This window comes from Dyadobacter sp. UC 10, assembly GCF_008369915.1.
Classification (GTDB): domain Bacteria; phylum Bacteroidota; class Bacteroidia; order Cytophagales; family Spirosomataceae; genus Dyadobacter.
The window spans coordinates 5,327,754-5,353,829 of the sequence record NZ_VSRN01000001.1 but is presented as its reverse complement, the minus strand read 5'-3'; the positions used below and the strand labels follow the sequence as shown (position 1 = coordinate 5,353,829).

The following is a 26,076-nucleotide window of genomic DNA, read 5'->3' as shown; positions in this document are numbered from 1 at the left end:
AGGATCTTTCACGGATGCGAATAGCGGCGCAATGTGGGGAATGTACTTTGGTGTTGCCGGAGCTGTCATTGCGACTTCAATGTCTCCTAACAGATCCTATTTGTTTCGTTTCAAAATTAACCATCGCAGAGGTAATTCCATTCCGATTGGAACAGCAGAATAGCGAGCAACTTACCCGACATAATTAATCATATTCCAAAACAACAATCAAATGAAAAACACACTAAGTCTTTCTATCTTGCTCCTCATCTCCACCGCCCAAACCTGCGCTTCCCAGGACAAACCGCAACCAATCAGCCAGGAATACGAATCCTGTTGCGGTACCCAGCCGGTTGAGTTTTCTTACGAAAAGAAGCGAATTTATGTACCCAATGTTTTCACTCCCAATAAAGATGGCGTGAATGACTATTTCGTGCCTTTTGTAAATGATGTGGTTACAGATGTGTGGGGATTCACCATATATAGTGCCGTGGGCGATACGATCCTTTACCAGAAACCCTATTTCAATTCCAATATGGCCATAGCAGCATATGGCTGGGATGGATTAAGGCCTGACGGGTCCCGGTACAAAGGTCTGTTTAAATATAAAATGCGTGTAGACGATATCGAGGCGCACAAACATATAGTAGCAGGCCAGGCATGCGTCATTATTTGCGGAAACGGATCGGAAGTTTTCAAAACAAAAACAGGATGTTTTTACCCTGCGCAGGGTGGCATAGATGGCACAGTAGACAAGTCGATCGCCAGCGGAGAAAAGGATTGCTTTTAACTTCAAATGTATTCGGACAGCTATGAAAACACGATATACGCTGCTAATTTCCCTGGCACTCTTGGCGCACACAGCCTTTGCCCAGAATATACAATTCGACTATGATGCAGGCGGTAACCGGGTATTAAGAAAGGCAGTAGGGGCGCTTCCCGTAACACTGGTCAGCTTCACGGCAGAGAAATCGAATGCCGCGGACGGTAGCCTCGAAAATACACTGGCATTGCTAAGTTGGCAAACTTCGGCTGAGGTTAACTTTGACCGTTTCAGTATTCAGCGCAGCCGCGACGGGAAAAATTGGTCCGATATAGGTAGCGTCAAGGCAAAGGGTACAACGAATCAGGAAGATGATGAAATTTCCAATACCTATACATTCACAGATAAAGCACCCGCAGAGGGCGAAAACCTGTATCGTTTAAAGATGATTGACAAGGATGAGAGCTTTGCGTATAGCCAAATACGTAATCTCTATTTTGAATTAAAAATTCTTGCCTACCCAAACCCGGTAAGTGATTTATTAACTTTAAAATGGTCAGCCTTACAAACTGTTCAAATATTTAATAGTTCCGGAAAAATGGTATATGAGACCTCGGAAAAAACCTCGACAATTGACGTAAGCGAATTAGCAGCCGGCGTATATATTTTTAAACTGATTGGTAATGCTGGAAGCAGCGTTGCACGGAAAATTGTAAAGGAATGAGGGACCTTCTTGGGAAATCTAAAACCGGTTTCTCAGCACCAATTTCAGCAACAAAGGACATGTTTTACACGGCGATCGGCCACAACCTATTCCGATCCGGAGGGCACTGGGCTTTTTTTAGGAGCAGTAAGCTGGTCGGGAATGTCGTCCGTGGCATTGCCAAAGTAGCTTTGCCTGGCAAAAAACGGTTTCAGCAATTACAACGAAAACACGCTGATCATGGTCTTTCCCTCAAATTCTGATAACGATGAAAAAACTGATCACTTTTGTGCTGCTGCTATTTGTATTTACACAATGCAAAAAGAAAGAAGATCCCGAACCGCTGCCGGAGATCGCTTCCATAGCAGGGAAATGGCGGGTAACAGCATATAGCCAAACAGAGGGCGACTCACTAATCACCAATCCTGTTTCCGAGGGGAACGTTACCATTTACCAGTTTCGGTTTGATGGGGCATTTTTGAATGAAAACGGATATATGCCTTGCTGTCTTTCTCAGAAATTTACTTTAAACGGGCAGCCGTTTGAGCCAAAGCCGCTAGCTCCTCTCCAATTGGACCCAAGTTGCGGTCTCGTTTATTGTATGCCTTGCGCCGAAATGATAATCACAACTCCGATAGCAGATGTAATTATGATTGAAACCTGTAAGGGAAACTTTATGACACTGGTACGGGAAAAGTAGGCGTTCAATTGCTATGTGGTTCCCCTGCCAGCTTCGCCCAGAATTGGACGCCTCCTTGTCCGCTATCAGGCAGAACGACGAATCAAAAATGCGCTAAGGCTAATTGTTCAGAGAGTTTCGGGGATGAAATCTTTAAGGCTCATTTCACTATATCTGAGTAAGACAATGTTTCCATCTGCGGGTTTCCTTCAAACATATGGCGCAATGACTCAATATGTCCCATACCATAAACTACCATTACCCGCTGATCACTTGCCGAGATATTGCTCATTATATTTGTGTAGATCTGTAAGTTCCGAACCACATTGGATATGGATCCGGTTACGCCTGAATCCAGTGCATTTTTATCCATTATCATGATATTGTTGGCATAATAGAGCTTTTTAGAGAATTCAGGGGTATTAATGATTCTCAGGGATTCTTTGACCGGCAATCCAGCGATTTCCTTATATGTCTTTTGAAAAGACGCAATTACTGATTTTGCGTTGGCTGTCCACCAGACATTATCATCTTCCTTTATCGTTTTGAAATGTTTGCTGACCGCATTTTGATAATTCCGATACATTTGATCGAAAGGCGAATTGCTGGTTGTATCGGATAGTTTCCAATGAACACCTATGACTGCTTTTGGCAATTTCAATCGTTGTGCCAATCGTGTGCCCAATTGAAAGGATTCGCTGCCGGCCCATCCATCTGTTGGTAAAATGCCCTTTTCGGCAAGAATATAGGCGCTGTCCCAATGGGCTTGTAAGAAGGGCATTACTTCGACAAAAATTTTTGTTGGACGAAATTCTTGCAGTTGATCAAGTACTTCATCAATTTCTTTCTGCCGTTTTGGACTTAGCATGTTGTCTGAATCTACTTTCAAGGGATCGTCTGTCCCGGCCATATGGTAGGAACCGACTAAAAGGACTTTTGTTTTTGATTGGCCCTGAACCCCGCAAAATGTTCCAAAGAAGAGAACTGAGAGGATGATTGCTAATTTGCTCGACATAGATTTATCAGGATGGTTGAACAGATACAAACGTTAGACCTGTTAAGCTATATGTAACTTTCGGACCTGGACTATTTAAGTTTTTTCAGGTATATATTCCCATTGTAATTGCTAATCATGATCTCCGGACCACCGCCGTCAATTTTGCCATACAGCCAATCATCCAGTGTTGATTTGTTTACTCCCGAATTGCTGGTCTTGACAACCCCGGCGGGAATTTTAGTAATATCAAAATCACTAAACACTTCCCCATTCTCTGATTTTACCTTCACATTGGCTTTCAGTGAAGAAGGGTATGAAACTTCGATGCGCCCACCCATAGAAGAAAAAGCCATAGGTTTGTCGAATCTGGTATCCTGAAACGATGCTTTCAGCTGTCCGTTATATGTATTTGCGACGATCGAGCCGCTGACATTTTTTAAGCTGATGGCACCATTTACGTTATCCACTTCCATATCACCAATTACATTTTCCACGATAATATCACCCTTATCGTAAGTTCTCAATTTTAACGAAGTGCGCCAGGGAACCTTAATAGTTAGATTGACCGGAAATGCGTTACTGTTTGTGCTTATAGAAATATTATTATTCCTCTCTTCTGCCGAAAGCCCCAGTGGGTTTCCTTTCGAGATACGTTTCAAACCCTCATTGCTTTCACGCTGCGATTCATTGCTCGACGCAGCATCAATAAGTACATCTTTACCGGCATAACCCTGGATATAGATTTGTCCGTAAACCAGATTTACATCCAGCATTCCAGGTCTGGCGGGATTGGACAGACTGACCGTTAGCTGATCTCTGGTCGTATTTTGTGCTTTGGTAACGCAGCTGGATATCAGTAAGATAAGGCCGATTTTCAGGTATCTGTTCATAGTTAAAGATTTAAATTGTACACAAAAAGTTGTGCTATGAAAGCTGTATAATGGATTGTTCGATTTTTGCTTTGGCCGGACTACGGATCCCTTTCTGCTGAAGTAAGCCGCGCAGTGCTTTGATTGAGCGCTTTTCCTGAAGTTTGACCATCAGATCGGCTAATGCCATTTGAACTAATGGAGAGTTCTGGTAAGGTAATGATTGAATGAGTCCTTCCCTGACATAAGGACTATCGGTGTACTTTATCAGTGCATTCAGAGTTACCAGGCGTACATTTACATTGGTATCGTAGCTCAATGTTGTTAGTAACGCGTCAATCACCTGTTGATCCGCATGATCAAGTTCATTGGACAGACTGACTGCCTGAAGTCGTTCTGATGCTGACGGATTTTCCAGTAAGGTCAGCATCATCATCTGCCTCATTTGTTGAATCTGCACAGCCATCGTATCAATCTGCGCCTGGGCCACTTGATCCCTGGGAGTCTGACTCCGCAACCAGTATCCTGTGATCATGCCGCAGCCGACCAAAAGGACCGTTGCAGCGATTTGTAACCATACAGTTGGATTAGTTCTAAATTTGAATTTTGTCACCGGGGAAGCGGACGTTTTTGGTATCTCTTCTGAGTTGACTTCTCCAAGCGAATAAAGCATGTCATAAAATTTGGTTTGCATCCTCAGACTCGGTTCAGGTGTCGGATCGGTTTGTAACCATTGGCTAACCTGCCGGGCGTGATCCAAATCCTTCTGACATTGTTCACACGAACTAATATGCGCATCCAAAGCAGCCTGCTCGGCGGCCGGCAAATTCCCTTTCAGTCCATCTAATATCCAGTCCTTTGCCTGGTTACAATCGAGAGGTCTAGCGTTCATGTTCGATTTTTAAATATTTGATTTTCAATTCATTGATTGCCCTGTGAACCCGGGTTTTAACCGCTCCTTCCGTTATATCCAGTATTTCGGCTATCTCTTTATATTTCAACTCCTGATACTCACTCATTACCAACACTTCCCGATGTGCGTCGCTTAACAGGGCCAGGGCATTTCTGAGCTGTATAGCTTGTTCCGTTTTTTGAAGCGACTCATCTGCCAGGGTACCGCCTCCAATCTTTTCAGCAAAGTCATCCAGATTTTGCCCATGATAAGATCGTTTATTTTGTTGCACATGATCCCGCAGCACATTACGGGCCAGTTGATACATCCAGGCTCTGAACGGCCCTTCGCCAGTAAATGAATTCTTGTATTTTATCATTCTATAAAATGCGGTCTGAACCATATCTTCACATGCGTCCGGATTTCCATACATATGGTAAAAAAAGCCAAACAGCTCCCGATGATAGTGTTTAAACAACACGCCCATCGAATATAAATCGCCCTCTTTGACCCGGAGCATCAGAACATTATCAGCCAGTGAATTCAAGTTTACAGACGGTCAGATGTTAAAATCGACGTGAAGACCAGTTTAATCAAAAAAGGTTACTCAGATAATCGTATATTTTTATAAAAACTTAACGAACCACTTAAAAGCCATTAAAATTTGAAACGGCTTTAAGTTAAGTTTAAACATTAACAAGTGTAGACTCACAAAATGCGAGAAAACTTTATTACCTACATACAATCCGGAAAGAAAAGGAATTACCGGGCGTCATTTATCCATATCAGACTTAACCCTCCCGTTACCGTCTCACAGGAGCTTACCCTGCCTACTGTCAGCTACCGGCCATGAAAGCCGCGTTGCTTAACCCGGAACAATGCTTGCAAGTAAAAAAAGCAGGACCTGACGCTGGTCTGTTACATGGAAACTGACTACTTTAAGCAAACCAATTCAAAACATCATCTGCTGGCCACTGTCAGTCTTCACAATGGTTAAAAACTATATAAAAATCGCATTCAGGGGATTTCAGAAAAATAAGGGCTACACGCTGATCAATGTGTCAGGGCTGGCGCTTGGAATGGCGATGGCCATGCTCATCTCTCTGTGGGTTTGGGACGAATGGAATTATAACAAAGGCTCCGGAAACTTTGTGCGTACAGCACGTGTGATGTCCCATACGGTACAAAACGGGAATACGGTCACTTCGCCTAATATGCCGTTTCCACTCGCTGCCGGATTGAGAGAGAACTTTCCTGACGATTTTAAAAATGTTGCCGTATCGTGGGATACCGAAGACTACAACCTGCTGGCGGGCGATAACAAATTCAGGAAAAAGGGCCGGTTTATGGAACCCGACGGCCCCAAAATCCTGTCGCCGCAAATGATCAGCGGAAGCATGACAGCCCTTACTGATCCTTCCAGTCTTTTATTATCGGAATCTGCTGCCATTTCCATTTTTGGCGACCGGCAGCCCATCGGCCAGACCATCACCATCGATAATGAACTGAAAGGGACTGTGGCAGGGGTGTACAAGGATTTCCCTTCCAATTCGGATTACTATAACCTGTCTTTCCTGGCCCCTTGGAAGCTTTTTGCTTCGGCCAAAAGAAGGCAGTGGGTTAACGAAGTAAAAGACAACTGGGAGGTAAAAACTTTTGAGATACTCGTTCAAACCAGGGAAAACAGCAGCATTGAAGGCGCATCGGCAAAAATCACACGTTTGCTGCAAAACCACCTGAAAAACGACGACCACCCGGGTACTGAAACTGCTCTTTTTCTGCATCCTATGGGCGACTGGCATTTGTATGCCAAATGGGAAAATGGTGTGAATGCGGGAGGCCAGATCTACTATCTGAAACTCTTTTCCGCTATCGCAGTCTTCATCCTGCTGCTGGCATGTGTGAATTTTGTAAATCTGAGCACTGCCCGCTCCGAGCACCGTGCGAGGGAAGTGGGCGTGCGAAAGGCGATCGGGTCCAGGCGGACGCAGCTTATACTTCAGTTCATTTCCGAATCATTCATTGTCGTAGCTTTTTCCTTTTTGCTGGCGGTCTTGCTGGTTCAGCTTGCATTGCCGTTTTTCAATGCGATCACCGAAAAGAAAATAGAATTTCTTTTTGGCGGCGGCATTGTCACCAATCCCTGGCTGCTATTGGCGGGTGCGCTGTTTTGTGTCCTGGTAAGCCTCATTGCCGGTGGTTATCCGGCATTGTACCTGTCTTCCTTCAAACCTGTCAACATATTAAAACCGGGATCCGGCAGTACCTGGCGGCTTACATCGGGGCCGCGCAGGGCACTTGTTGTCTTCCAGTTCACAATTTCCATTTCCCTCATTATCGGCACAGCGGGAGTTTTCCGGCAAATTCAGTTCGGACAGGACAGAAGTACCGGCTATGATAGAGAGGGACTGGTCAGTGTAAAGATCCCGCCCGGCAGCCCGCGTTTGGAAGCACTGAAAAATGACTTGCTTCAATCGGGTGTCGTGGCCTCCGCAGCTCAATCCTCCGGCCCGGTTAGCGACGTACTTTCCAACTCCAGAGGATTTTACTGGCCGGGGAAACCGGCGAATGCCCCGGACGAATTTGCAGTGATCGCGGCGTCCCATACCTATGGCAAAACAGTCGGCTGGCACATCTCCGCCGGAAGGGATTTTTCAGAAGAGTTCATGTCCGACTCCTCCGCAATTATTATCAACCAATCGGCAGCGAAATACATGGGCCTCAACGACCCGGTGGGCAAAAAAGTGAGGTGGAAAGACGGTACTTTCAACGATTCGGAATATCATATTGTGGGCGTGGTAAAAGATATGGTCATGCAATCGCCGTATGAGCCTGTCAAACAGACGATTTACTTTATGACTTATGCGCCCAACTATCTGTTTATCAAACTAAATAACCATGTAATAACAGCAGATGCAATCGCAAAAATCCGCCCGCTGTTCGACAGGCATTTACCTGGTAATGTTTTCGACTTTCAATTTGCAGCCGAGCAGTACGGTGCGAAATTCAAAACAGAAAACCGGATTGGAAGGCTCACATTTTTGTTCGCCGCAGTCGCGATCTGCATATCGTGCCTGGGCCTGCTCGGGCTGGCGGCATTCACAGCTGAGCAAAGGCGGGCCGAGATCGGTATCCGCAAAGTTTTGGGTGCCTCCATTGCCGGTGTCTGGAAATTGATTACGAAAGACTTTGTATATCTGACGGTCGTCGCCATTTTCATCGCCACACCGCTGAGCTACTATCTTTTGTCCCAAATGCTGGATAATTACCATTACCGTACTACAATTCCGTGGTGGCTCTTCGCTGGCTCAGGCCTTGCGGCACTTGTCATTGCATTGGCTACCGTTAGTTACCAGGCGATTAAAGCCGCGCTGGCCGATCCGGTGAAAGCCCTGCGTTCGGAATAGTATAGATTTTTCTGCCGAAAATCTTTTAAAAAATTTAGTTAAAAAAAGAGGTCCGGCATGGAAGCAGCCGGGCCTCGTCGCTATTGAAGCTTTACAATCGAGAAGTATTGCGACTCAGTAGCTGACAGCGATGCAACACCAAGAAGACCAAATGCCTGTAAGTTAACAACGGATCCTGCGGACACGTCTGCAATCACACTGGTCGAGAAGGTATCGAGTGTAGCTACCGGCGCGATCTCAGACCCCGCTAGCGGGGCGCCGTTGAGCATAATTCTGGTCGACATAAGAAGCGCAGCTGTCAGTTTTAGCCTGTAAGACAACTGATATCGTCCGCCAGTGTTAATAACGAAAGACGTGCTGCCGGGAAAGACAGTGAATTCGGGCGAAACAGTCTGGTGCGAAGGGAATGGGACGCTGATCCCCCCCAACATAATCACCAAAGAGGTCCCTGTATTATTGCCCGCATACAGACTGGGAATGGATGCGGTTGCACTTTCCGCAGAATTGACCAAACGCACCCATTGCGATCCGGTATAATAGTAGAACCCGGCAGGTGGATCGGTCTGGTACACCAGCAAACCCTCCGCTGCCGGATTAATGCCGGTCCTTTCAAAGCTGGCCATACGCGGGATCAGGACACCTTTGCTGTTGGAAGTAACATCAAGCTGGGCGGAACCGTCCGGGGTTGTAGTACCCACGCCCACCTGCGCCTGAGCGCCGAAAGCCAGTAAAGCAAAAGATGACGTAAGTAATAGTTGATATAATTTTTTCATCGATATAAGATTTTAACGTTTCACAACTTTCACGACCTGGCTCTGACCATCAGTCATAGTGAATTGCACCAGATAAGTTCCTGCGGGATAATTCTTCATATTTACTTCCTGCCCGGAAACCGGCTTTGGTAAGTTCAGCAGCTGCCTTCCAGAAAGATCCGTAAGTTTCATGCTGGCCATTTTCCCGGTCGCATTAATGAGGAGTTTTTCCGTTACAGGATTAGGATATGCGCTTACAAGTTCAACCGCTGTGAGATGGACACTACGTATCTCGCTATACGCATAACTCCCATCAGCATCAACCATTTTCAGCCGGTAGTACTGGCGGCCGCTTCTGAACGCAGGATCCTGAAAGGAATATTCTCTGAAATTTCTGCTTTCCCTCGCGGCCGTCACTTTCCCCAGTGCGTTCCATTTTCGTGCGTCGGTACTTTGCTGGACCTCGAAAAAATCACTGTTCTTTTCGTCTGTTGTCTGCCAGTTCAGCAAGGTCAAATTTTCAACGCGACTTACCTGAAAGCCGATCAGCGACACCGGAAGTGCTCCTTCCTGACTCGCGGTGACGAAAGTTAAATTCGTCAGACTACTCAGATTATTCGAAATGTAACCCTGCGCAGGCACCACTGTGCTGCCGGCTGTGGTGACGAAAGTCTCGTTACCGTGCGCGAGTTGCAGGTTGTTCTCCTCGTTCCCATTCAATTCCGTGGGCAAATAGAAGAAACCTAAATTCCCCGCAAAGTCTATCGGCGAACTGAAACTATAAACTTTGCCAATGCCCGGGGGGTTACCGCGGACAGGCGTAGAAGATATCGTCAGGCTTCGGTCAGCAAGCGTGAAGTCTGCGCTTGGCCTGATAGTAAGCCCATTGATGGCAACCTGGGTTTCACTGGCAATAAAAAGGCCGTCCTGACCTGCAACGAACTGTGCCTGAGCAGCCACAGCAGGAAGCAGCGTCAGCTGACAAAAAAGCAGATAACGTTTCATTTTTTGTGGTTTAGTATAATTTACACTGGTTACAATTGCAATAAAAGTAGATAAAACGTCTTTAAGTCGGCAACCTTTTATAAAATTATTTCTATAAGCAACCACAACTAGTTAATGCACGATGGACTCGCTGAAAATGACAAAACCGCTGCCGGTCTGATCCCGCAGCGGTTTTTCTTTATGTTAACGCAGGCTTAATGCCAAAACCACCTGGCTTTGTATACATGCAAACCGGGGAATGCAAATGCGCGTAACGGGTTGAGAAAACGCACGTGAAAGGTCCACCAGCTTTCTTCGGGAACGGTGTAAATGTATTGGCCCGATTTATCCTGACCCAGACTTTTGATATTCTCAGCGTCGGGAAAGCCCGCTATCTTTTCGAATTTCGCGGCTTTGATGTCAAATTTCCATGCGCCGTGATGCTCGGTCATAAACAGATGCTGCCCGCCGGGCGCCATCATCAGCTCGTGGCCTCCGATGCCCGGTATCGCCCACTTTTGCACCAGTTCGAGCTTTTCTCCTGCCTGTTTGTATTCGCGCAGCACCTTATAACCCAATGCATAAAGCCGGTCGTGGCCCGCGTTCCACACGGCTCCGTGTGCCGAATACAGCGTATCTGTATAGATAGGTTTGTTCCCTTTTTTCAAATCAAAAAGCATGAGCATATTCCCTGCTTTATGGGTAGAAGCTGCGGCGGCCAGGAAATTGCCGGGCAGCAATGCGATCGAATGTGCGTTGGGCACATCGGCTCTGAAATCGATTTTTTTTGTCGCAATATCAATGACCGCCACCGCACCTGAGGAGGAGGAGACGAGCAAGCGCCTGCCATTTTCAATTGACTTACAGTCATCCATCGTTCTGAACTTGGGCTTTTCCGCCTCAGGCAGGTCTGCTGCCGTTTTAGCATCCCATTCCCAGATCACCGCCGGGATACTGTCTTTCGACTGCACATAATCCACGATCAGCACTTTGGTATCGCCGCAAACGAGAAATGCTTTGGGCGGGATGGTCTGGCCCTGCACCAGGGTAATCCCGGGAAACAGGCAGGCCCAAAGGCCCGCCCACTTTATTGTCAGATTTTTTTTCAGCATAAATAGCATAGTCAGATTATTGCCAGCCCGGATTTTGTTTGAGCTCGGTATTTATCGTAAGTTCCTCACTCGGGATCGGGCTGAGATATTCCCAGTTATTAAAGACAGGAAGTGCCCGGCTATACGGTACCAGACGTCCCTTATTTCCCTCACTTAATGCAGCAACATTGTTCAACCGATAATATTGCACCCCGCTGATCTGGTTTGCAGGCGGCGTTTCGTTGTTGCGCAGTACATAAAGATCAGGTTTTCCGTCCTGGTCAAGATCAATGTAGCGGTGCAATGCAGATATGTAAATACCTTCATATGTCGCCCTGAACCGCTGTCCTTCGTTCCAGCGCTTCAAATCCTCTGTCCTGAAACCTTCGAAAGCCAGTTCGCTTCTCCGTTCGCGGCGCACTTCCAGGATAAGCGGGTCCGACTGGTGTTCATACAAAGATGCCTGGTAAGCATCCGCGGCCACGGGAAGTTTCAAACCCGGAATACCAACCCTTGCCCGGATCACATTTAACGACTTGTCAATATCAGCCTGCGATAACGTACCCAGCTCGGCTTTGGCTTCGGCATAGTTCAGCAGCACTTCGGCATAGCGTATCAGGATCACATCCCGGTATCCCCCACCCTGGTCTTCGCTCGGTGGGCCCACAGCTTTGTGGATCATGTAACCAGTGGTATTCTGCGCAAAATCACTCACCGACTTGCTGGTCGTACCCACCCGAATATATCCGGGATATACCAGCGACTGCGCCAAACGAGGATCACGGTCGGTAAATTCGGAGAAATAAGACATGGTGTCGCGCTGCTGCTGGCTTGGATACCGCTGCTGGAAGGTCTGCCCGTTTTTCATCAGGTAGGACGAGACGAGCGAGCGTGTTGCCCCATTGTTACCGTTCGAAGTGGAAGTGAACAGGGGTGTGTAGTAAAAGGTCTGCGTATCGGAAGAGCGGGCCAGAATCACCTCGTCGGTATAAGTGTCTTTCGGCTGAAAAAGCTGAAAGTAGTCCTTATCGGGGTTTCCTGTGCTGTACAGTTTGTAACTATTGGAAGCAATAAGTTCTTCCGCTGCACTGGCGGCCTCTGTCAGAAATCGCTCCGAATCCGTCAGCTTCTGCGCTGTCTGGTATTTGCGGTAAGTTCCTTCATACAGACCTATCCGCGATTTCAGCGCCAGCGCAGTCCATTTGGAAATGCGGTTTTTATACCTGGCAACCGGTAGGTGCGACACTGCAAAATCCAGGTCATTGAGCACCGAGTCCATCACCATAGTGCGCGGGTCACGGGCTTTGAATATCAGTTCTTCATCATTGGTATTGAGTACCTGCGAATACCAAGGGACGTCGCCGAACTGCCGTACTTTGTTGTAGTAAAACCATGCGCGGAAAAACCGGGCGAGTCCCAGGTACTCATTCCGGGTGGCGGCTGCCAGCTCTGCTTTTTCGATATTATTGATAAAATAATTGATGTTCCGGAGCTGCGTCCAGTTCCAGCCGCCGCTGGCCAGCGCGGTGGGCACGGCATACACGCCCCGGCGGATTTCGGGCGGATTACCCATATGCTCACAGTTGTCGCTGCTGAAATCAGCCGTGACAAGGCTGCGGTCGACATAATCGTAAAAACCATCCGAATAGGTTTTCAAGCTGCTTTCGCTCGTCCAGAATGATTCGGACTCTCCCAACTGGGTTTCAGGGCGCAATTCGAGGAAGTCATTGTTGCACGACCAGGTCGTTACGGCTGCGAGCAGCATGATGAATATCTTTTTCATGTCAGGAAATCTTTTTATCAGAATTTTAACTCAAAACCAAATGCATACACACGCTGCACGGGATAGGCAGTACCCAGGCCGACGCTGCCCTGATTCGCATCAGGATCTTTCGTTAAGCCTTCGGGATCAAGGCTGAAATGCAGCTTGGTTTTCTCCCAGAGATTTTGTCCGGTAACATACATCCGCAAGCCCCCCAGCTTTACTTTTCTGGTCAATCGCTCCGGAATGGTGTAGCCCAGCGTCAGACTTTTCAGTCGGAAGAATGCCGCATTTTGAAGGTATTTGGTTTGATTTTGGCCCAGATCATTACTCGCCAGTGCCAGGTAACCCTGCGGGCGGGGGAAATAGGCGTCCGGATTTTCAGGCGTCCAGCGTTCTTCTACAGTGTGTTTCAGCATCACCTGGTACTTGCGGTTATAAGGTCCCCAGAAATTGACGGCTTCGGCCCCGGGATAAATGTCGCGCTTGCCCACGCCACGGAAAAATGCATTCAGGTCAAAACCTTTCCAGCCTCCATTCAATGTGATGCCATATTGATAACGCGGCGTAGTATTGCCGATGATCTTGTAATCACCGGGATTATCCAGCGTCCGTGAACCATAGCTGATGACACCATCTCCGTTTACATCTTCGAATTTGATCGTTCCGGCGGCGGCATATGCCCGGTAGCCGCTGGTATTCAGCAATGCACCATTTTTGGCTTCCTCGTCGGTAGCGAAGTAACCCAGCGTGTTCAGCCCCCAGATCTCGCCCAGCTGCTGGCCTTTATAGTAATCCACCAGGTAGTTGGTCGGGTTATAGTAATCGGTGATCACAGAATTGTAGTCCGATAAATTGAACCGGATCCCGTAATTGAATTCGCTTTTCGCCAATGTGAACTGATCCGCCCAGTTGAGGTTCAGCTCCCAGCCGCGGTTCCGCATGGAAGCAATATTTTCCTTCGGCACCGTTGCCCCGAAAACCGAAGGCAGGGAACGGTAGTTGGCCAGCATATTTCTGGTGTTCCGCTGGTAAATATCCAGGGTACCGTTCAGTCTGTTTCTGAGAAACCCGAAGTCGAGGCCAAAGTTGGCAGTTTCCACCGTTTCCCAGGTAAAATTGGCCGATTTGGGAAGGGGATTACGGGTATAGTTCACGCGCGTCCCTTCCAGCGTGTAGGGCGATTGTACTACTTCCATAATGGGGATGTAATCGTACGAGCCGATGTTGGAATTTCCGATCGAACCATATGAAACCCGTACTTTCAGGTTATTGACCGCATTTTTGATCGGGTCAAAAAACTTTTCCTCCGAGATCCGCCAGGCAGCCGATCCGGCCAGGAACACGTGTCCCCGGTTTTCTTTCGCAAACTTCGACGAGAGGAAATAGCTTCCGTTCATTTCAAAGAGGTATTTCCCGTCGTAATTGTACATCAGCCTCGAAAACATGCTTCGCGAAGCATTCCGGCTGTCTTCGTCGCTGGCACTGAACGCGCCCGTGGCCAGGTTGAGCGACTTTTGCTCCACGTCGAGCGGATTCTGGTGTTCGGCGTAGCTGTACAGGTAGTCGTAGCTCTCCTGGTTGTAGCCGACGAGCAAAGTCGCGTCATGTTTGCCGGTCACTTTGGAGTAACTTCCATAGGCATTGACGTTTCCGGTAATGGTACGCCACATGCTGCGGTAAACTTTCGGCGGTCCCGCATCCGCATAGGCATCGAGCACGATGTTGCGGTTATTGAAGGAGTTTGAAAGGTAAGGTCCCTTGTTGTCCCACCAGCGGAGTATATTGGTATTGCCAAACTGGTAGGTTCCGTCCAGGTGAAATTTCAATGTGTTTTTCAACAGAGAAACGTCTGCCCCCAAAGTCGTTTTTACATCGTGAACACCTTCCTCAATGCCCGACTTGTCCCTCAGAAACTCCTTATAAAAACCAATATCCGTGGGCACCTGCTTGCCGTCGATGTCGACATACTCAGGCATCATCGGATGTGAGTTTTCGATAAAGCGATACACATTGGATGTAAAACCGTACAAATACTGATTGGGGTGCTCTTCGGTGCGCTTGATAAATGTCGTATTGTTGAAAAGCGAAATGTGATCGTTCAGCTTGTAAGTGAGGTTTGAGCGCAGGGTATACCTTTTGATTTTCTCCGGTTTAAATTTAATGGCGCCCTCCTCCGTATTGAAGTCGCCCGAAAGGTAGTACTGGAATTTCTCGTCGCCACCGCTGAGGCTCAACCTGTGGTTTTGTTTTGGCGTGTACTTGCGCAGCCATTCTTTGTAATAATTATGGACTTCCCCGCCCAGCAGCAAATTGGAGCGACCGCCGATCATTTGTACCTGCGCATGCGGCAGTGAAGGGTCCTGGGCTACCTGGTAGGGATATTCAACCTGGGCGTCGGTAAAATACGTCTGGCCGATATTTCCGTTGAACTCGTTTTCATTGATCGAAATATAATCGACCGGATTATCGTAAACCTCAGGTACACGCGTGGCGCGGCTTACCCCGAAATAGTTGTTGTACTGCACATTCAGCTTGCCTTTCTTACCGCGCTTGGTGGTAACAAGGATTACCCCGAAAGAAGCCCGCGCGCCGTAAATTGCCGTGGAAGCCGCGTCTTTCAGAATGGAAATATCCTCAATATCATAAGGCGAAATGTTGTTAAGGTCGTTACCGGTTTGCGGCACGCCATCGATGACGATCAGCGGGCTTCCGCCATTGATGGAGGTATTTCCGCGAATGTTAAATGAAGCGAAACGCCCTGGTTTCCCGTCGGCTATGTCCACAAATACACCGGGAATTTGTCCCTGCAATGCTTCTCCAATCGTATTCACCTGCAAAGCTGACAGGTTTTTGCTGCTGATCTGGTCCACGGCACCGGTCAGGTTGACCTTTTTCTGCGTGCCATACCCTACCACTACCACCTCGCTCAACGATTCGTTCGCGGGGCTGAGTAACATGCTGAGGGAAACCTGGCTTTCCTGTACGGTGACCTCTTTACTGATAAAACCTACAAATGAGAACACCAGCTTTACCGGCCCGGATTCGGGAATATCAAGTGAAAACACGCCTTTGCTGTCGGTAGTGGTACCTATGCCCGTTCCGGCAATGAGGATATTCACGCCGGGCAACACTTCGTTGGCCACACTGTCCGTCACCGTTCCGCGGATCTGCCGGTCGGCGGTAATTTTTGCGGCTGGCGCATTTGCGATTCTTTTTTTAACGATAATGTCCCCCTCTCCGTTAACCCGCGCTTCGAGGTCGCTGCCTCTTAAAACTTCTGAAAGGGCTTTTTCCAGCGAAGCGTTTTTCAGGGAGACGCTGATCCGCTTTTCCGGCAGCGACTGCGGGTTGACCAGCAAGCCTGATTTAGTCAGTCTTGAAATCTCCTGTAATGCCTCGCTTACCGTAACCTGCTGCATTTGCATAGTGATCATTGCCGCGTGCGGGGACTTTACCCGGGTCTTTTCGTAAAGGTCTTTTTTCTTGGAAACAAGCTGGGCGAGCGAGCCGGTGACGGGCATGAGCAACGTGGCCATTTGAAAAAGCACCGCCATACCCCAAAGGCAAACCCTGGTGAAGGAATTGTTCGTCATAACTTTGATTTTTATTAGAAAAAGGTCTTCTGTCAGTCTGGCTTCCGCCAAACGATTATATATATACGCACTCTGTTGTTACTTAAAAAGTTCGACTGTCCCTGAATTGCTGATCCGGTAATGCACGTCGAGCGAATACGCTATTTTGGAAATTACATCAGCAAAACTCCCATGATTGATATTGGCTGTCAGCGCAAGCGATTTCAGTTCTTTCGATTTGATAATGATATTGACTCCGTATAAATGTTCCAGCTGCCTGCTTACTTCCGGCAGTGACAGGTTTTCAAAAATCAGCCGGTTGCTGTACCAGCTCAGGTAATTGGTCGTATTACCCTGACTTACCTGAATACTTTCCCGGTCGAGCAGCCCGATATACCCTGCCCTCAGCAGCGACCCGGTTTTGTTTTTAGTTTTGTCGGAAAATAAAACCAGGCCTTCCATTACCGCAACCATCACGGTGGTATCCTGCCGGTTTTCCCTCACGTTGAAGGCTGTTCCGATGACCTTCACTACTGCGTTGCCCACGTGGATCAGAAAGGGCTTAACCGGGTTTTTACTTACCTCGAAATACCCTTCGCCTGTGAGCCGCACCTGCCGCTCCGTCCCAGCAAAATTGTCCGGATAGGTAATTGCGGCGCCTTTATTCAGCCGTACATAAGTCCCGTCGGGCAGCCACACGGAATCCTTTACGGTATTACCTGCCTCCACTTTTGTCCAGCTGACCGATTCGACCTCCTTCTGGTTTCCGGCACGTTTGGTAATCAGCATCCAGCCCATTCCCGCGCAGAAAACGAGCATTGCGGCTGCAAGCCAGTTTTTGGCGCTGAAACGCTTGTGCCGGGGCAAATCACTGTCTTCCAGTCTTGCGGCGACTTTCTCCCAGGCGCGGCTTACATTTTCACCGCTGTTATCTGCCTGCCAGTTTTCAGCCAGGGCATTGAACAAGGCCTTTTTAGATGCATCGGTGACAACCATTTTTTCAAGCATCAGGCGCTCTTCGTCAGTAGCCGCTCCGGCCAGACAGGCGATTGCCAGATCCAGAAATTCGTTTTGCTCCATTTGCTATTTCAAATTCAGGGGTAAGACAGAAAAGCCAGGATTTTCCGCCAGTGTGCAGGGAAATATTTTTTAATAAACCGGGATTTAATCAAGGTAACCTGTCATCGCAGCTTTCAGTTTCCGGCGGGCATTACCGAGGTGTTTCTCCACCGTACTTTCGGAAATACCCATTTCGAGGGCGATTTCGCGCTGCCGGGCACCAGCCAGCTGCAAATTAAATGCCTCCCGCGCCTGCGCCGGCAGTGCATCCATTTCCCTGTTAAAAGCAGTCGTCATTTCTGCTGCTACCAGCTGCCCGGCCGGATCAAAGGACAAAGGTGCCCCGATCATTTCGGCCACGTCCACACTCGAAAGGGTAATCGTTTTCTGATAATTGAAAAACCGGTTTTTGGCCGCGGTATACAGGTAAGCTTTGAAAGAAGAATGGATCGTGAGTTCATCTCTTTTCAGCCAGATCTCTACAAAAAGATCCTGCAAAATATCCTCCGCAGCCTCCCGCTCCGCCCGCAGAATGCGCAGAAAATCGAGCAGAGACGGATAGTACCTCCGGAAAAGGATTTCAAAAGCCTGTTTATCCCCGATCTGCATCTGTTGCAAACAGTGTTGATCGGACCGTAATTGTTTTGGTTCCATTGGCTGGTAGCTGTCGCCAGAATGAGCGCATAAAATTAGCCAGACCAGCGATGGCAATACCCAGGATCGGCATTAAGGAAATGTTAAGAAATGAATTTCAGCCCGCTTTAAAAGAGACAGGCTTTGGGTAAATGTGACTCTCTATTACCTTATGGCAGATAAGGAAACCGATCTCAGAATTCTCAAAGTCCATTCATGAAATTCAGATTCTTACTCATCGCCGCTATCCTGGTGCCAATGTTTACGCAGGCGCAGGTGAAATTGAACACAGCGCAGTTTAACCGGAAAGGGGAAGCGAGCGTGACCAGCCAGAAAGAGCTGATAGAAATTACATGGCCGGCTGGTGAAGGCAGATTTGGCAGGGTGCAGTTCGATATGTCGCCTTCCGGCGCGCTGTTCAGGCGCATTGCACTGGGCACCAGGGCTTCGCCTGTCACCATATCCGAAGAGCTGGACGCGGCATTTCTGCTCACCGTCGGCAAGCGTGACCTGCTTTCGCAGAACGGATGGAATATTTTCTTCGACAAAGTTCCGCAAAGGCCTTTCCAAACTTTTCCGGTGGTCCTGAAAAAAAACAGTATCTCGGTCAAAAGCATCGGCAGCCGCACGGTGGTTACCGTCGGTACACTGGCGGCCGACCGGTTTTCCGGGGCGTTGGAGGTAACGTTTTACAATGGCAGCCCGCTGTTCAACGTTGCCGCGGTGATATCAACCAATGCAGAGGCGACTGCGATCGTCTACGACGCCGGGCTGATCAGCAGGACGGAAAAATGGAAAACCCTGTCGTGGGCCAATACGAATGATCAGCTGGAATCAGCCGCAGTGCAATATAATGACCCTGCTAAAAATCTTTCCGTGAAATACAGGACTATCGCCGCGCAGGCTGTACAAGGCTCGCTGGCCATTTTTCCTCCACCCCACCAGTATTTTTATCCGCTCGACGAAGCTTTCAACCTGAAATTTATCTGGCAGGGCAAAAATCACCGGAATATGCTGGATGGTTACGGAATCGGGATCAGGCAGGAGCTGGAAGGGGACCGGCGCTTTGTCCCCTGGTTCAATGCGCCGCCGAAAACGAAGCAGCGCCTTAACTTTTTCTGCCTGCTTAGTGACGCGGGCAATGCAGAAGCAATCGGGTCGGTCAAAAAATTCACGAATGCCGATCGTTATGTCAGCCTGCCGGGCTTCAAAACCATGTCGAGCCATTTCCACAATGAATTTATCATGAATGTGGTGCTGGCAGGGAAGCCAGTTCCCGAAAAGCCTGAGTTCGTCGAGGTATTCAAGCGGCTGGGTGTTGATATGGTGCATTTGGGAGAATTTCACTACACAGCGCACCCGAAAGGCCCCGATTCACTCAGACTTAAAGAGCTGAAAGCGTTGTTTGAACAATGTAAGCGACTGTCGGACAACGAGTTTCTGTTAATGCCGGGAGAAGAGCCAAATGAATTTTTCGGGGGACACTGGATGAATATTTTCCCAAAACCAGTATACTGGATTATGTCGCGCGGCAAGGAAGTGCCTTTTGTTGAAAACAGGCCGGGGTTTGGCAAGGTATATCATATCGGCAATAAAAACGACATGCTGAAACTGCTGCAGGAAGAGCAGGGACTAGCCTGGACCGCCCATGCACGGACAAAAGGGTCGGTCAACACGCCGGACATTTATAATCACGAAGCTTTTTATAAATCAGACCGCTTTATGGGCGCTGCCTGGAAAGCCATGCCGGCCGATCTCTCTGAGCCACGCCTGGGCAATCGCGTGCTCGATCTGCTGGATGACATGAATAACTGGGGCGAAAAAAAAACCGTCATCGCGGAGGCCGACCTGTTTACCGTCACCCACGAAAACGAAATGTACGCGCATATGAACGTCAATTACCTGATGCTCGATCAGCTTCCTAAATATGATGAAGGCTGGCTACCCGTCGTAAATGCCATGCAGCAAGGCAGGTTCTTCTCGACCACCGGGGAAGTATTGATGCACGAGTTGAAAGCAAATGGCAAATTATCCGGCGAAACAATAACCTTGAATGCAGACGGAACCGCCGATGTAAGTTTAAAATTGAGCTGGACCTTCCCGATGAATTTTGTGGAGATCATTTCAGGCGACGGAGAAAAGGTGTACCGCGAGCGGATAGACCTGACCAAAACCCACGCCTTCGGAACGCAGCAATTTCAATTTAGCCCTCAGCTCAAAGGCAGAAAATGGATGCGGATAGAAGCCTGGGACAGCGCTGTAAACGGCGCTTTCAGTCAAACCTTTCATCTGGAAGCGGGTTCTGGCAAATAGGTCATTGAGGTATTGTATATCGCTAATTACTATCCCGTTTGCCTCTTTTGCGTTCTGTCTTAATAGTCCCCTTAGAATGCACATATAACGTTCTAATTTTCAAGTCTTTATTCGGCATCGGTATAACTCCAACATGACCGTTTGAGGTTACCGGAGCATGTATGAAATGAACATACAGGCTATCTTCGTTGCTCTTACCCAGATACCAGTCACTGAAGTCCTCCATGTATAAATTCTGAATTGCCTGACGGTTATATGCGAGAAAATCTATTTCCGATTTGGGCCAATATCCCCGCTCCTTTCGGTAATCAAATATTGACTTGCTAAAATCGTAGGGTGGGGCCACTTTATCCTTCCGTTTTTTTCCTCCTATTGTTGGGCCAGCAATTCCGAGTTGGTTAATACATGAAAATAGGCCGGTTGATGTCAATAAAATTGCAAGTAGTATTTTAAAAAATCCAGACATTATCTATTTGTTATCGCCGTAAATCTACACAAAAAGCGCCCTTTCTTTGCATTGTCCAAAGCGCTTCGCAAACACCTGACTTGGATATCGAGCGTTTCGCTGAACCGACGAAAGAAGTTTCCTCAGGAACGCAATCTGAAAGTTGGAAGTTGGCGAACAACTGGCTGCCTGATATATAATTGGTCATTTTGGTGAAACTGCCTCACTAAAATCCGAATCTTAACAATTAATTTACATTCAATAAAAAACTTCATAACAGATTAGAGAGTAAATTGTAACGAACACCACGCTTTTTGCTCTCCTGTTTCTATGAAGAGATCTTTTATCGTCCTGTTTGCCCTATTGTCGCTTGTTGCTTGCCGCAATGACAAGGATTTGCCTTTGCCCGGTATGCTGGAAGACAAAGATTGGTATATCCTGCGCGCCCCTGAAAACCGCCAGATTCAGGCTGTATACGGTGATATCGATGGCACACTCCTCATTACTGACCGTTTTCACATTTATTACACACGTGACAAAGGCACGACCTGGACCCAGGCCGATTACAAAAATAATGTGGGCCTTGCTGGGTTTGGTACTCGCAACGACACACTTTTCGTCATGGATACCGAAACCACCAGCAGTGCCGAGCCAGGCAACCGCTATGCAATCCGTCCGTACTTTTTTAGCCTGGATGGTGGTATGCGTTGGGAAAAGCTAAGTCAGCGGGGGGATGAACCGGAAATGAAAATTGCACTCAACTATGCATATTCCGGCAATGGAATCCGGTTTAGCATAGACGAACTAGTCTCCAACGGCAGTGTGACACACTTCGGGATCAAGAACGAAAGCGGCCGCAAGATTACCCTGCCACAGCGCCACAATTTAAACAACGTCTATTTTGACCAGAAATCACGGTTATATATAGCGGCATCTTCCCCTATTTGCGAAAAGAATGGCGCTGACCAGTTTTGCGACAACAATGATTTTCGTGGCACGCTTTACATTTCCAAGAGAGAAATTAACTACTGATCCATTGTATAGTATTAAGGCGAAAAGGGTATAAAGCAACTCTAAAATGCAAGTACTTCGAACGTTGGCTATTATTCTCTCATGCCTTTGCTTCCTGGCACTGTTGGCTGTAAGTGTCTTGTGGTGGAAGACTTGCCACACGAAAACCATTTCAATCGATAATGTGGGTAAAGGTCATGTCATCGCTTTCGAGAAACTTGGCGATTTGGTGGAACACAAACGGTTTTGGTATCCACATCGTCCATACTATGAAGTAACAGCCGTAAATAATGGACCTTATATGTTCGCTGGCTATCATCAGAAGGAAAACATTTTAGTGTATGGGCAGGAACCAGCGAGCGGGTATACGGCATATTGTATCGTAACGCACAAACAGTTGAAAGACATCACGTCCATGCTCTCAGATACAACCAGCTCGAAGGATATTCATAGGATCATCTCCAAATATCCACAGCCAAAGAGAATTCCTTTAAGAGATGAAATTTTTTGAATCGGAAATACAGCTGCTACTTTCTATTATAACGAGCAGTATGGCGTTGTCGACGCTCTCTATGAGAACATCGACAAATCAACCCTCCGCCTGCAACTTCAGAATATTGCAGATCAATAGTAGGGTTTTGTCAAGGCACTGTTCAGATTTCGATCGCACAACGGCGATTAACTATACCTTCTCTTCGAGAAAATGCCAACAAACTCCTGCGGCATCAATAATATTAACTTCTCTTCCGTAGGGTTGATCTGTCGGTTGTCCAATAAGCGGAATACCGAACTTTTCCGGAAGATTTCTTTTAGTTATGTCCTTCCAAAAGCCATCAATATCCTTTAATTTGATTACTAACATCAAATTTTGAGCAAATTCCTTATTATCATATTTCTGTAATATGAATTTGCAACTGCCATTGCGAAAACCAATGAGTTCCCCTTCTTCCCATTCTATTTCAAAACCAAGTTCTTGAAATAGTTGCTTTGATTTATGAAAGTCGCTACCGGAAGGAATAAAAGGTTCCAAAGATAAAAAAGTCATATTTTCTGAGTTTAGTTAAGCTTCGTTTCTACGCTAAGTCTCCTTCGTAAAGCGTTCGTAAACAGAGGTGATTGTTACCTGTTTCGCCCCTTCTTTTGTGTACAGATACCGTTTATTGACAATAACCAGTCTGCCAATGGGGTCCACTGTCACCGACTCGGGTTTTACCCATCGATAAGGATTTTCCTTGTCATTTGGAAACACATGGAGCGACTTCAGATCCTCAGCGAACCTGAACAAACGCGAAGTACCTTGCCTCAAAAAATCAATCCGTAATGCAGGGTCGTAATCCAAACCCGGCCCACCCGCCCATTGTTCGCTTTTCAGGCTTATATATTGTTCGGGCCATGCCTGACTAAATGAATATACCGGCCCGGCAGACAATGGATGAAAACCATAAATGCGCACCTCCACATTGAAGTGATAATTCTTTTCAAAAGGCAGGATATCTATTTCCTGAAACAAGTCAGTAGATGCTACACCATCCATATTTAGATCGACAGCTTCACTGCTGACAGAACTGACGACGCCATATTTTCCGTGAAACTGATCCCGAAGCGCAGCTATTTTTTGAGATGCTGCAATTTCAGGATTCAATGCGGGATCGTCTTTCCGGCAGCTCAACATTGTCGAAAGCAGGATCGGGCAAAACAGAAGAAGTGTTTTCATGACCTAAGGTTATAGCTTTGGGGAAATTATAGGATAATTTTCAAAAAGTCAATCGTGGTTACATTATTGCGGATTTTTCTCTCAGCCCCAAAAGATTAACACCAGATTATCGTTTCTATAAGTGGACATTCCCGTCTAAATTGCGTCCCTTTCCAGATAATTTTCACATGATCGAATTTCAGCCAGGCAGATACAGACGCACAATCGTCAGGATCTGGAAAACTACCGGCATATCTCTTGGCCTCCTGGTCTTCTTCATCGTTGCAGTCAGGTTTAATCTGCTGTGGCTGTTTGGTGGCATGCCCGATTTGGCTATGCTCGAAAATCCGCAAAGTGAATTAGCGTCGGAATTGATCTCGGAAGACGGCAGGTCACTTGGAAAGTATTTCTCAGAAAACCGGGTGCGGATTGAAGTTGACCAGCTTTCTCCCAACTTGATCCATGCATTGATAGCCACCGAAGACGCGCGATTTACCAATCACTCGGGAATTGACGGCCGCAGCATGTTGCGTGTAGCCAAAGGCGTGTTCACCGGCAATTCGAGTTCAGGCGGAGGAAGTACGATTACGCAGCAGGTTGCCAAAAATCTCTTTGAAACCCGGTCAAAAAAATACCGTGGTGTCCTCGGTAAAATCCCTCTGGTCGGCACTGTAATTATGAAGACCAAAGAATGGATGCTGGCAGTGATTTTGGAGCGGAAGTACACCAAAAACGAAATCATGATGATGTATCTCAACACGGTTTCGTTCGGGAATAACACCTACGGGATTAAAGTTGCGTCGAGAAGTTACTTCGGCAAGGAACCGATCGATTTAACAGTGACCGAAGCGGCACTTCTGGTTGGAATGCTGCAAAACCCTTCCTTACACAATCCTTTGCGGCGGCCGGCTAATGCCACCAGGCGCAGGAATGTGGTGATGTCACAAATGGTCCGGTATAATTACCTGCCAGCAGCAGAATTTCATGCGCTGAAAGACAAGCCACTGGATCTCCGGTTCAGGTTGGATGGCCCCAATGCCGGACTTGCTCCCTATTTTCAGGAATCCATGCGCGGTTATCTGGAAGCCTGGATCAAACTGTACAATGAAGAAAACGACACAGATCTGGACTTAAAAACCAGTGGGTTACGTATTCATACAACCGTTGATTCACGGTTGCAGCAGCATATGGAAACTGCACTGAAGGAACATATGCGCGAGCAGCAAAGACTTTTCGATGCGCATTGGAAGGGTCGCAATCCGTGGGCTTACCCGAATGGCCGCGAGGTACCGGGATTTATAGAGAAGGCAGTAAAATCCCTGCCTCATTTCATCGCATTAAAGAAAGATATCGGCGAAGCAGAAGCCTGGAAGGTGATGCGCAAGCCTTATAAAATGAAAGTTTTTTCATACGACGGGGAAAAGGAAATGCACATGAGCCCGATTGATTCAATCCGGTATTACAAGCGTTTTTTGCACGCAGGAATGATGTCGATGGATCCACGGAGCGGCCACATTAAAGCATGGGTTGGCGGGGTTGATTTTAAATACTTTAAATATGATCACGTCAAACAAGGTCGCAGGCAGCCCGGCTCGACTTTCAAGCCGTTCGTATATATTACGGCATTGCAAAAGAATTACCTGACCCCCTGTGACCGCATTACGGATCAGCCCGTCGAAGGAAACTGGAACCCGCCTTCCAGCCAATATTCCTATCAATCACTTACACTTCGCCAGGCACTCGGACAATCAGTAAACTCCATTAGCGCCAATATTATTCAGATGGTCAAGCCTGCTACCGTCGCCGATTATGCGCACAAATTAGGTATTACCAGCCAGCTGGACGAAGTGCCGTCACTTTGCCTGGGGATCAGCTCTGTTTCGGTATATGAAATGGTCAATGCTTATTGCTCCTTCGCGAACGGCGGTTACCGCACCGAGCAGCTCGCCATTTTACGGATTGAAGACAGGAATGGAAATGTTTTGCAGGAATTTCACCCGAAGCAAAACCAGGAGTTAAGTGATTTGATGGCCTACAACATGCTTTATTTAATGCGCGGGGCCGTTGAAGACCCCGGTGGAACAGCTGCCCGCCTGCGATCCTATGGTGTTACGGAAGGAAACGAAATTGCAGCCAAAACCGGGACGACACAAAATCATTCGGATGCATGGTTCATGGGTATGACGCAAAATCTGGTTTCAGGGATCTGGGTTGGTGGAGAGGATATGCAGATCCATTTCCGGACAATGGCTCTCGGACAGGGAGGACACGCAGCATTGCCGGCCTGGGGAATGTATATGAAAAACGTTTATGCAGACCGCACATTGGAACAATATAAGAAAGCTGCCTTTATCAAGCCCGCTAATTTCACGCCTGTTTGTGACGAATCACTTAAAGATTCCAGCGGCACCTACACCCCGCCTCATGCCTCAACCGATGAAGGCGCTCAGTTTTAATATAGAAAATAAT

Annotated in this window: 21 protein-coding genes; 8 read left to right on the top strand and 13 right to left on the bottom strand. The window is 47.5% G+C overall.

Going from position 1 to position 26,076, the window contains the following annotated elements; translation table 11 throughout:
- Window positions 1-211: 211 nt before the first annotated feature.
- From FXO21_RS22175 to FXO21_RS22160, 4 genes are read left to right on the top strand one after another with little or no spacing between them, the layout of a single operon-like run.
- Window positions 212-769 (top strand): gliding motility-associated C-terminal domain-containing protein, encoded by a 558-nt coding sequence (locus FXO21_RS22175; protein WP_149642129.1) that lies wholly within the window; start codon window positions 212-214, stop codon window positions 767-769.
- Between the two features lie 22 nt (window positions 770-791).
- Complete coding sequence (locus FXO21_RS22170; protein ID WP_149642128.1) at window positions 792-1,466, top strand: T9SS type A sorting domain-containing protein; 675 nt, start codon at window positions 792-794, stop codon at window positions 1,464-1,466.
- Window positions 1,463-1,708: a hypothetical protein gene (locus FXO21_RS22165; RefSeq protein WP_149642127.1), complete on the top strand. Its 246-nt coding sequence runs from the start codon at window positions 1,463-1,465 to the stop codon at window positions 1,706-1,708. Before FXO21_RS22170 ends, FXO21_RS22165 begins: the two co-directional genes overlap by 4 nt.
- A 5-nt stretch (window positions 1,709-1,713) precedes the next feature.
- A complete protein-coding gene (locus FXO21_RS22160; RefSeq protein WP_149642126.1) occupies window positions 1,714-2,145 on the top strand; it encodes a hypothetical protein in 432 nt (143 codons plus the stop codon).
- Between the two features lie 139 nt (window positions 2,146-2,284).
- Here FXO21_RS22160 and FXO21_RS22155 read toward each other — a convergent pair whose 3' ends face one another.
- From FXO21_RS22155 to FXO21_RS22140, 4 genes are all read right to left on the bottom strand, one after another.
- Complete coding sequence (locus FXO21_RS22155; protein ID WP_149642125.1) at window positions 2,285-3,139, bottom strand: DUF5694 domain-containing protein; 855 nt, start codon at window positions 3,137-3,139, stop codon at window positions 2,285-2,287.
- Between the two features lie 71 nt (window positions 3,140-3,210).
- Complete coding sequence (locus tag FXO21_RS22150; protein ID WP_149642124.1) at window positions 3,211-4,011, bottom strand: DUF4097 family beta strand repeat-containing protein; 801 nt, start codon at window positions 4,009-4,011, stop codon at window positions 3,211-3,213.
- A gap of 34 nt (window positions 4,012-4,045) precedes the next feature.
- Entirely contained in the window at window positions 4,046-4,882 is an 837-nt protein-coding gene (locus FXO21_RS22145; protein ID WP_149642123.1) for a zf-HC2 domain-containing protein, read from the bottom strand.
- Window positions 4,872-5,429, bottom strand: coding sequence for an RNA polymerase sigma factor (locus tag FXO21_RS22140; RefSeq protein ID WP_310586926.1), 558 nt, complete (start codon window positions 5,427-5,429; stop codon window positions 4,872-4,874). Before FXO21_RS22140 ends, FXO21_RS22145 begins: the two co-directional genes overlap by 11 nt.
- 442 nt (window positions 5,430-5,871) lie before the next feature.
- On the opposite strand from FXO21_RS22140, the gene FXO21_RS22135 reads away from it, so the two are divergent.
- A complete protein-coding gene (locus FXO21_RS22135) occupies window positions 5,872-8,289 on the top strand; it encodes an ABC transporter permease (RefSeq protein WP_149642122.1) in 2,418 nt (805 codons plus the stop codon).
- 80 nt (window positions 8,290-8,369) lie between these two features.
- On the opposite strand, the gene FXO21_RS22130 is transcribed toward FXO21_RS22135, so the two are convergent.
- From FXO21_RS22130 to FXO21_RS22100, 7 genes are all read right to left on the bottom strand, one after another.
- Window positions 8,370-9,062 (bottom strand): BclA C-terminal domain-containing protein, encoded by a 693-nt coding sequence (locus tag FXO21_RS22130; RefSeq protein WP_149642121.1) that lies wholly within the window; start codon window positions 9,060-9,062, stop codon window positions 8,370-8,372.
- Window positions 9,063-9,074: 12 nt separating this feature from the next.
- Window positions 9,075-10,046 carry a T9SS type A sorting domain-containing protein gene (locus FXO21_RS22125; protein WP_149642120.1) on the bottom strand — a complete coding sequence of 324 codons (972 nt, stop codon included), beginning with the start codon at window positions 10,044-10,046 and terminating at the stop codon, window positions 9,075-9,077.
- A gap of 194 nt (window positions 10,047-10,240) precedes the next feature.
- Window positions 10,241-11,137, bottom strand: a complete 897-nt coding sequence (locus tag FXO21_RS22120; RefSeq protein WP_149642119.1) for a DUF6528 family protein — start codon at window positions 11,135-11,137, stop codon at window positions 10,241-10,243.
- Between the two features lie 16 nt (window positions 11,138-11,153).
- Window positions 11,154-12,899 (bottom strand): RagB/SusD family nutrient uptake outer membrane protein, encoded by a 1,746-nt coding sequence (locus FXO21_RS22115; RefSeq protein WP_149642118.1) that lies wholly within the window; start codon window positions 12,897-12,899, stop codon window positions 11,154-11,156.
- A gap of 17 nt (window positions 12,900-12,916) precedes the next feature.
- Window positions 12,917-16,474 (bottom strand): SusC/RagA family TonB-linked outer membrane protein, encoded by a 3,558-nt coding sequence (locus FXO21_RS22110; protein WP_149642117.1) that lies wholly within the window; start codon window positions 16,472-16,474, stop codon window positions 12,917-12,919.
- 78 nt (window positions 16,475-16,552) lie between these two features.
- On the bottom strand, window positions 16,553-17,533 hold the full coding sequence (locus FXO21_RS22105) for a FecR family protein (protein ID WP_149642116.1): 981 nt from the start codon (window positions 17,531-17,533) through the stop codon (window positions 16,553-16,555).
- Window positions 17,534-17,617: 84 nt separating this feature from the next.
- Complete coding sequence (locus tag FXO21_RS22100; protein WP_192579297.1) at window positions 17,618-18,121, bottom strand: RNA polymerase sigma factor; 504 nt, start codon at window positions 18,119-18,121, stop codon at window positions 17,618-17,620.
- 240 nt (window positions 18,122-18,361) lie between these two features.
- Here FXO21_RS22100 and FXO21_RS22095 point away from each other — a divergent pair, with 240 nt between their 5' ends.
- Both FXO21_RS22095 and FXO21_RS22090 read left to right on the top strand, forming a co-directional pair.
- Window positions 18,362-20,458 carry a CehA/McbA family metallohydrolase domain-containing protein gene (locus FXO21_RS22095; protein ID WP_149642114.1) on the top strand — a complete coding sequence of 699 codons (2,097 nt, stop codon included), beginning with the start codon at window positions 18,362-18,364 and terminating at the stop codon, window positions 20,456-20,458.
- Window positions 20,459-21,233: 775 nt separating this feature from the next.
- On the top strand, window positions 21,234-21,935 hold the full coding sequence (locus FXO21_RS22090) for a hypothetical protein (protein ID WP_149642113.1): 702 nt from the start codon (window positions 21,234-21,236) through the stop codon (window positions 21,933-21,935).
- Between the two features lie 661 nt (window positions 21,936-22,596).
- On the opposite strand, the gene FXO21_RS22085 is transcribed toward FXO21_RS22090, so the two are convergent.
- Both FXO21_RS22085 and FXO21_RS22080 read right to left on the bottom strand, forming a co-directional pair.
- On the bottom strand, window positions 22,597-22,959 hold the full coding sequence (locus tag FXO21_RS22085) for a VOC family protein (RefSeq protein WP_149642112.1): 363 nt from the start codon (window positions 22,957-22,959) through the stop codon (window positions 22,597-22,599).
- A 33-nt stretch (window positions 22,960-22,992) separates the two neighbouring features.
- A complete protein-coding gene (locus tag FXO21_RS22080) occupies window positions 22,993-23,628 on the bottom strand; it encodes a hypothetical protein (protein ID WP_149642111.1) in 636 nt (211 codons plus the stop codon).
- A gap of 167 nt (window positions 23,629-23,795) precedes the next feature.
- Here FXO21_RS22080 and FXO21_RS22075 point away from each other — a divergent pair, with 167 nt between their 5' ends.
- Window positions 23,796-26,063: a transglycosylase domain-containing protein gene (locus FXO21_RS22075; RefSeq protein WP_149642110.1), complete on the top strand. Its 2,268-nt coding sequence runs from the start codon at window positions 23,796-23,798 to the stop codon at window positions 26,061-26,063.
- Window positions 26,064-26,076: the final 13 nt, after the last annotated feature.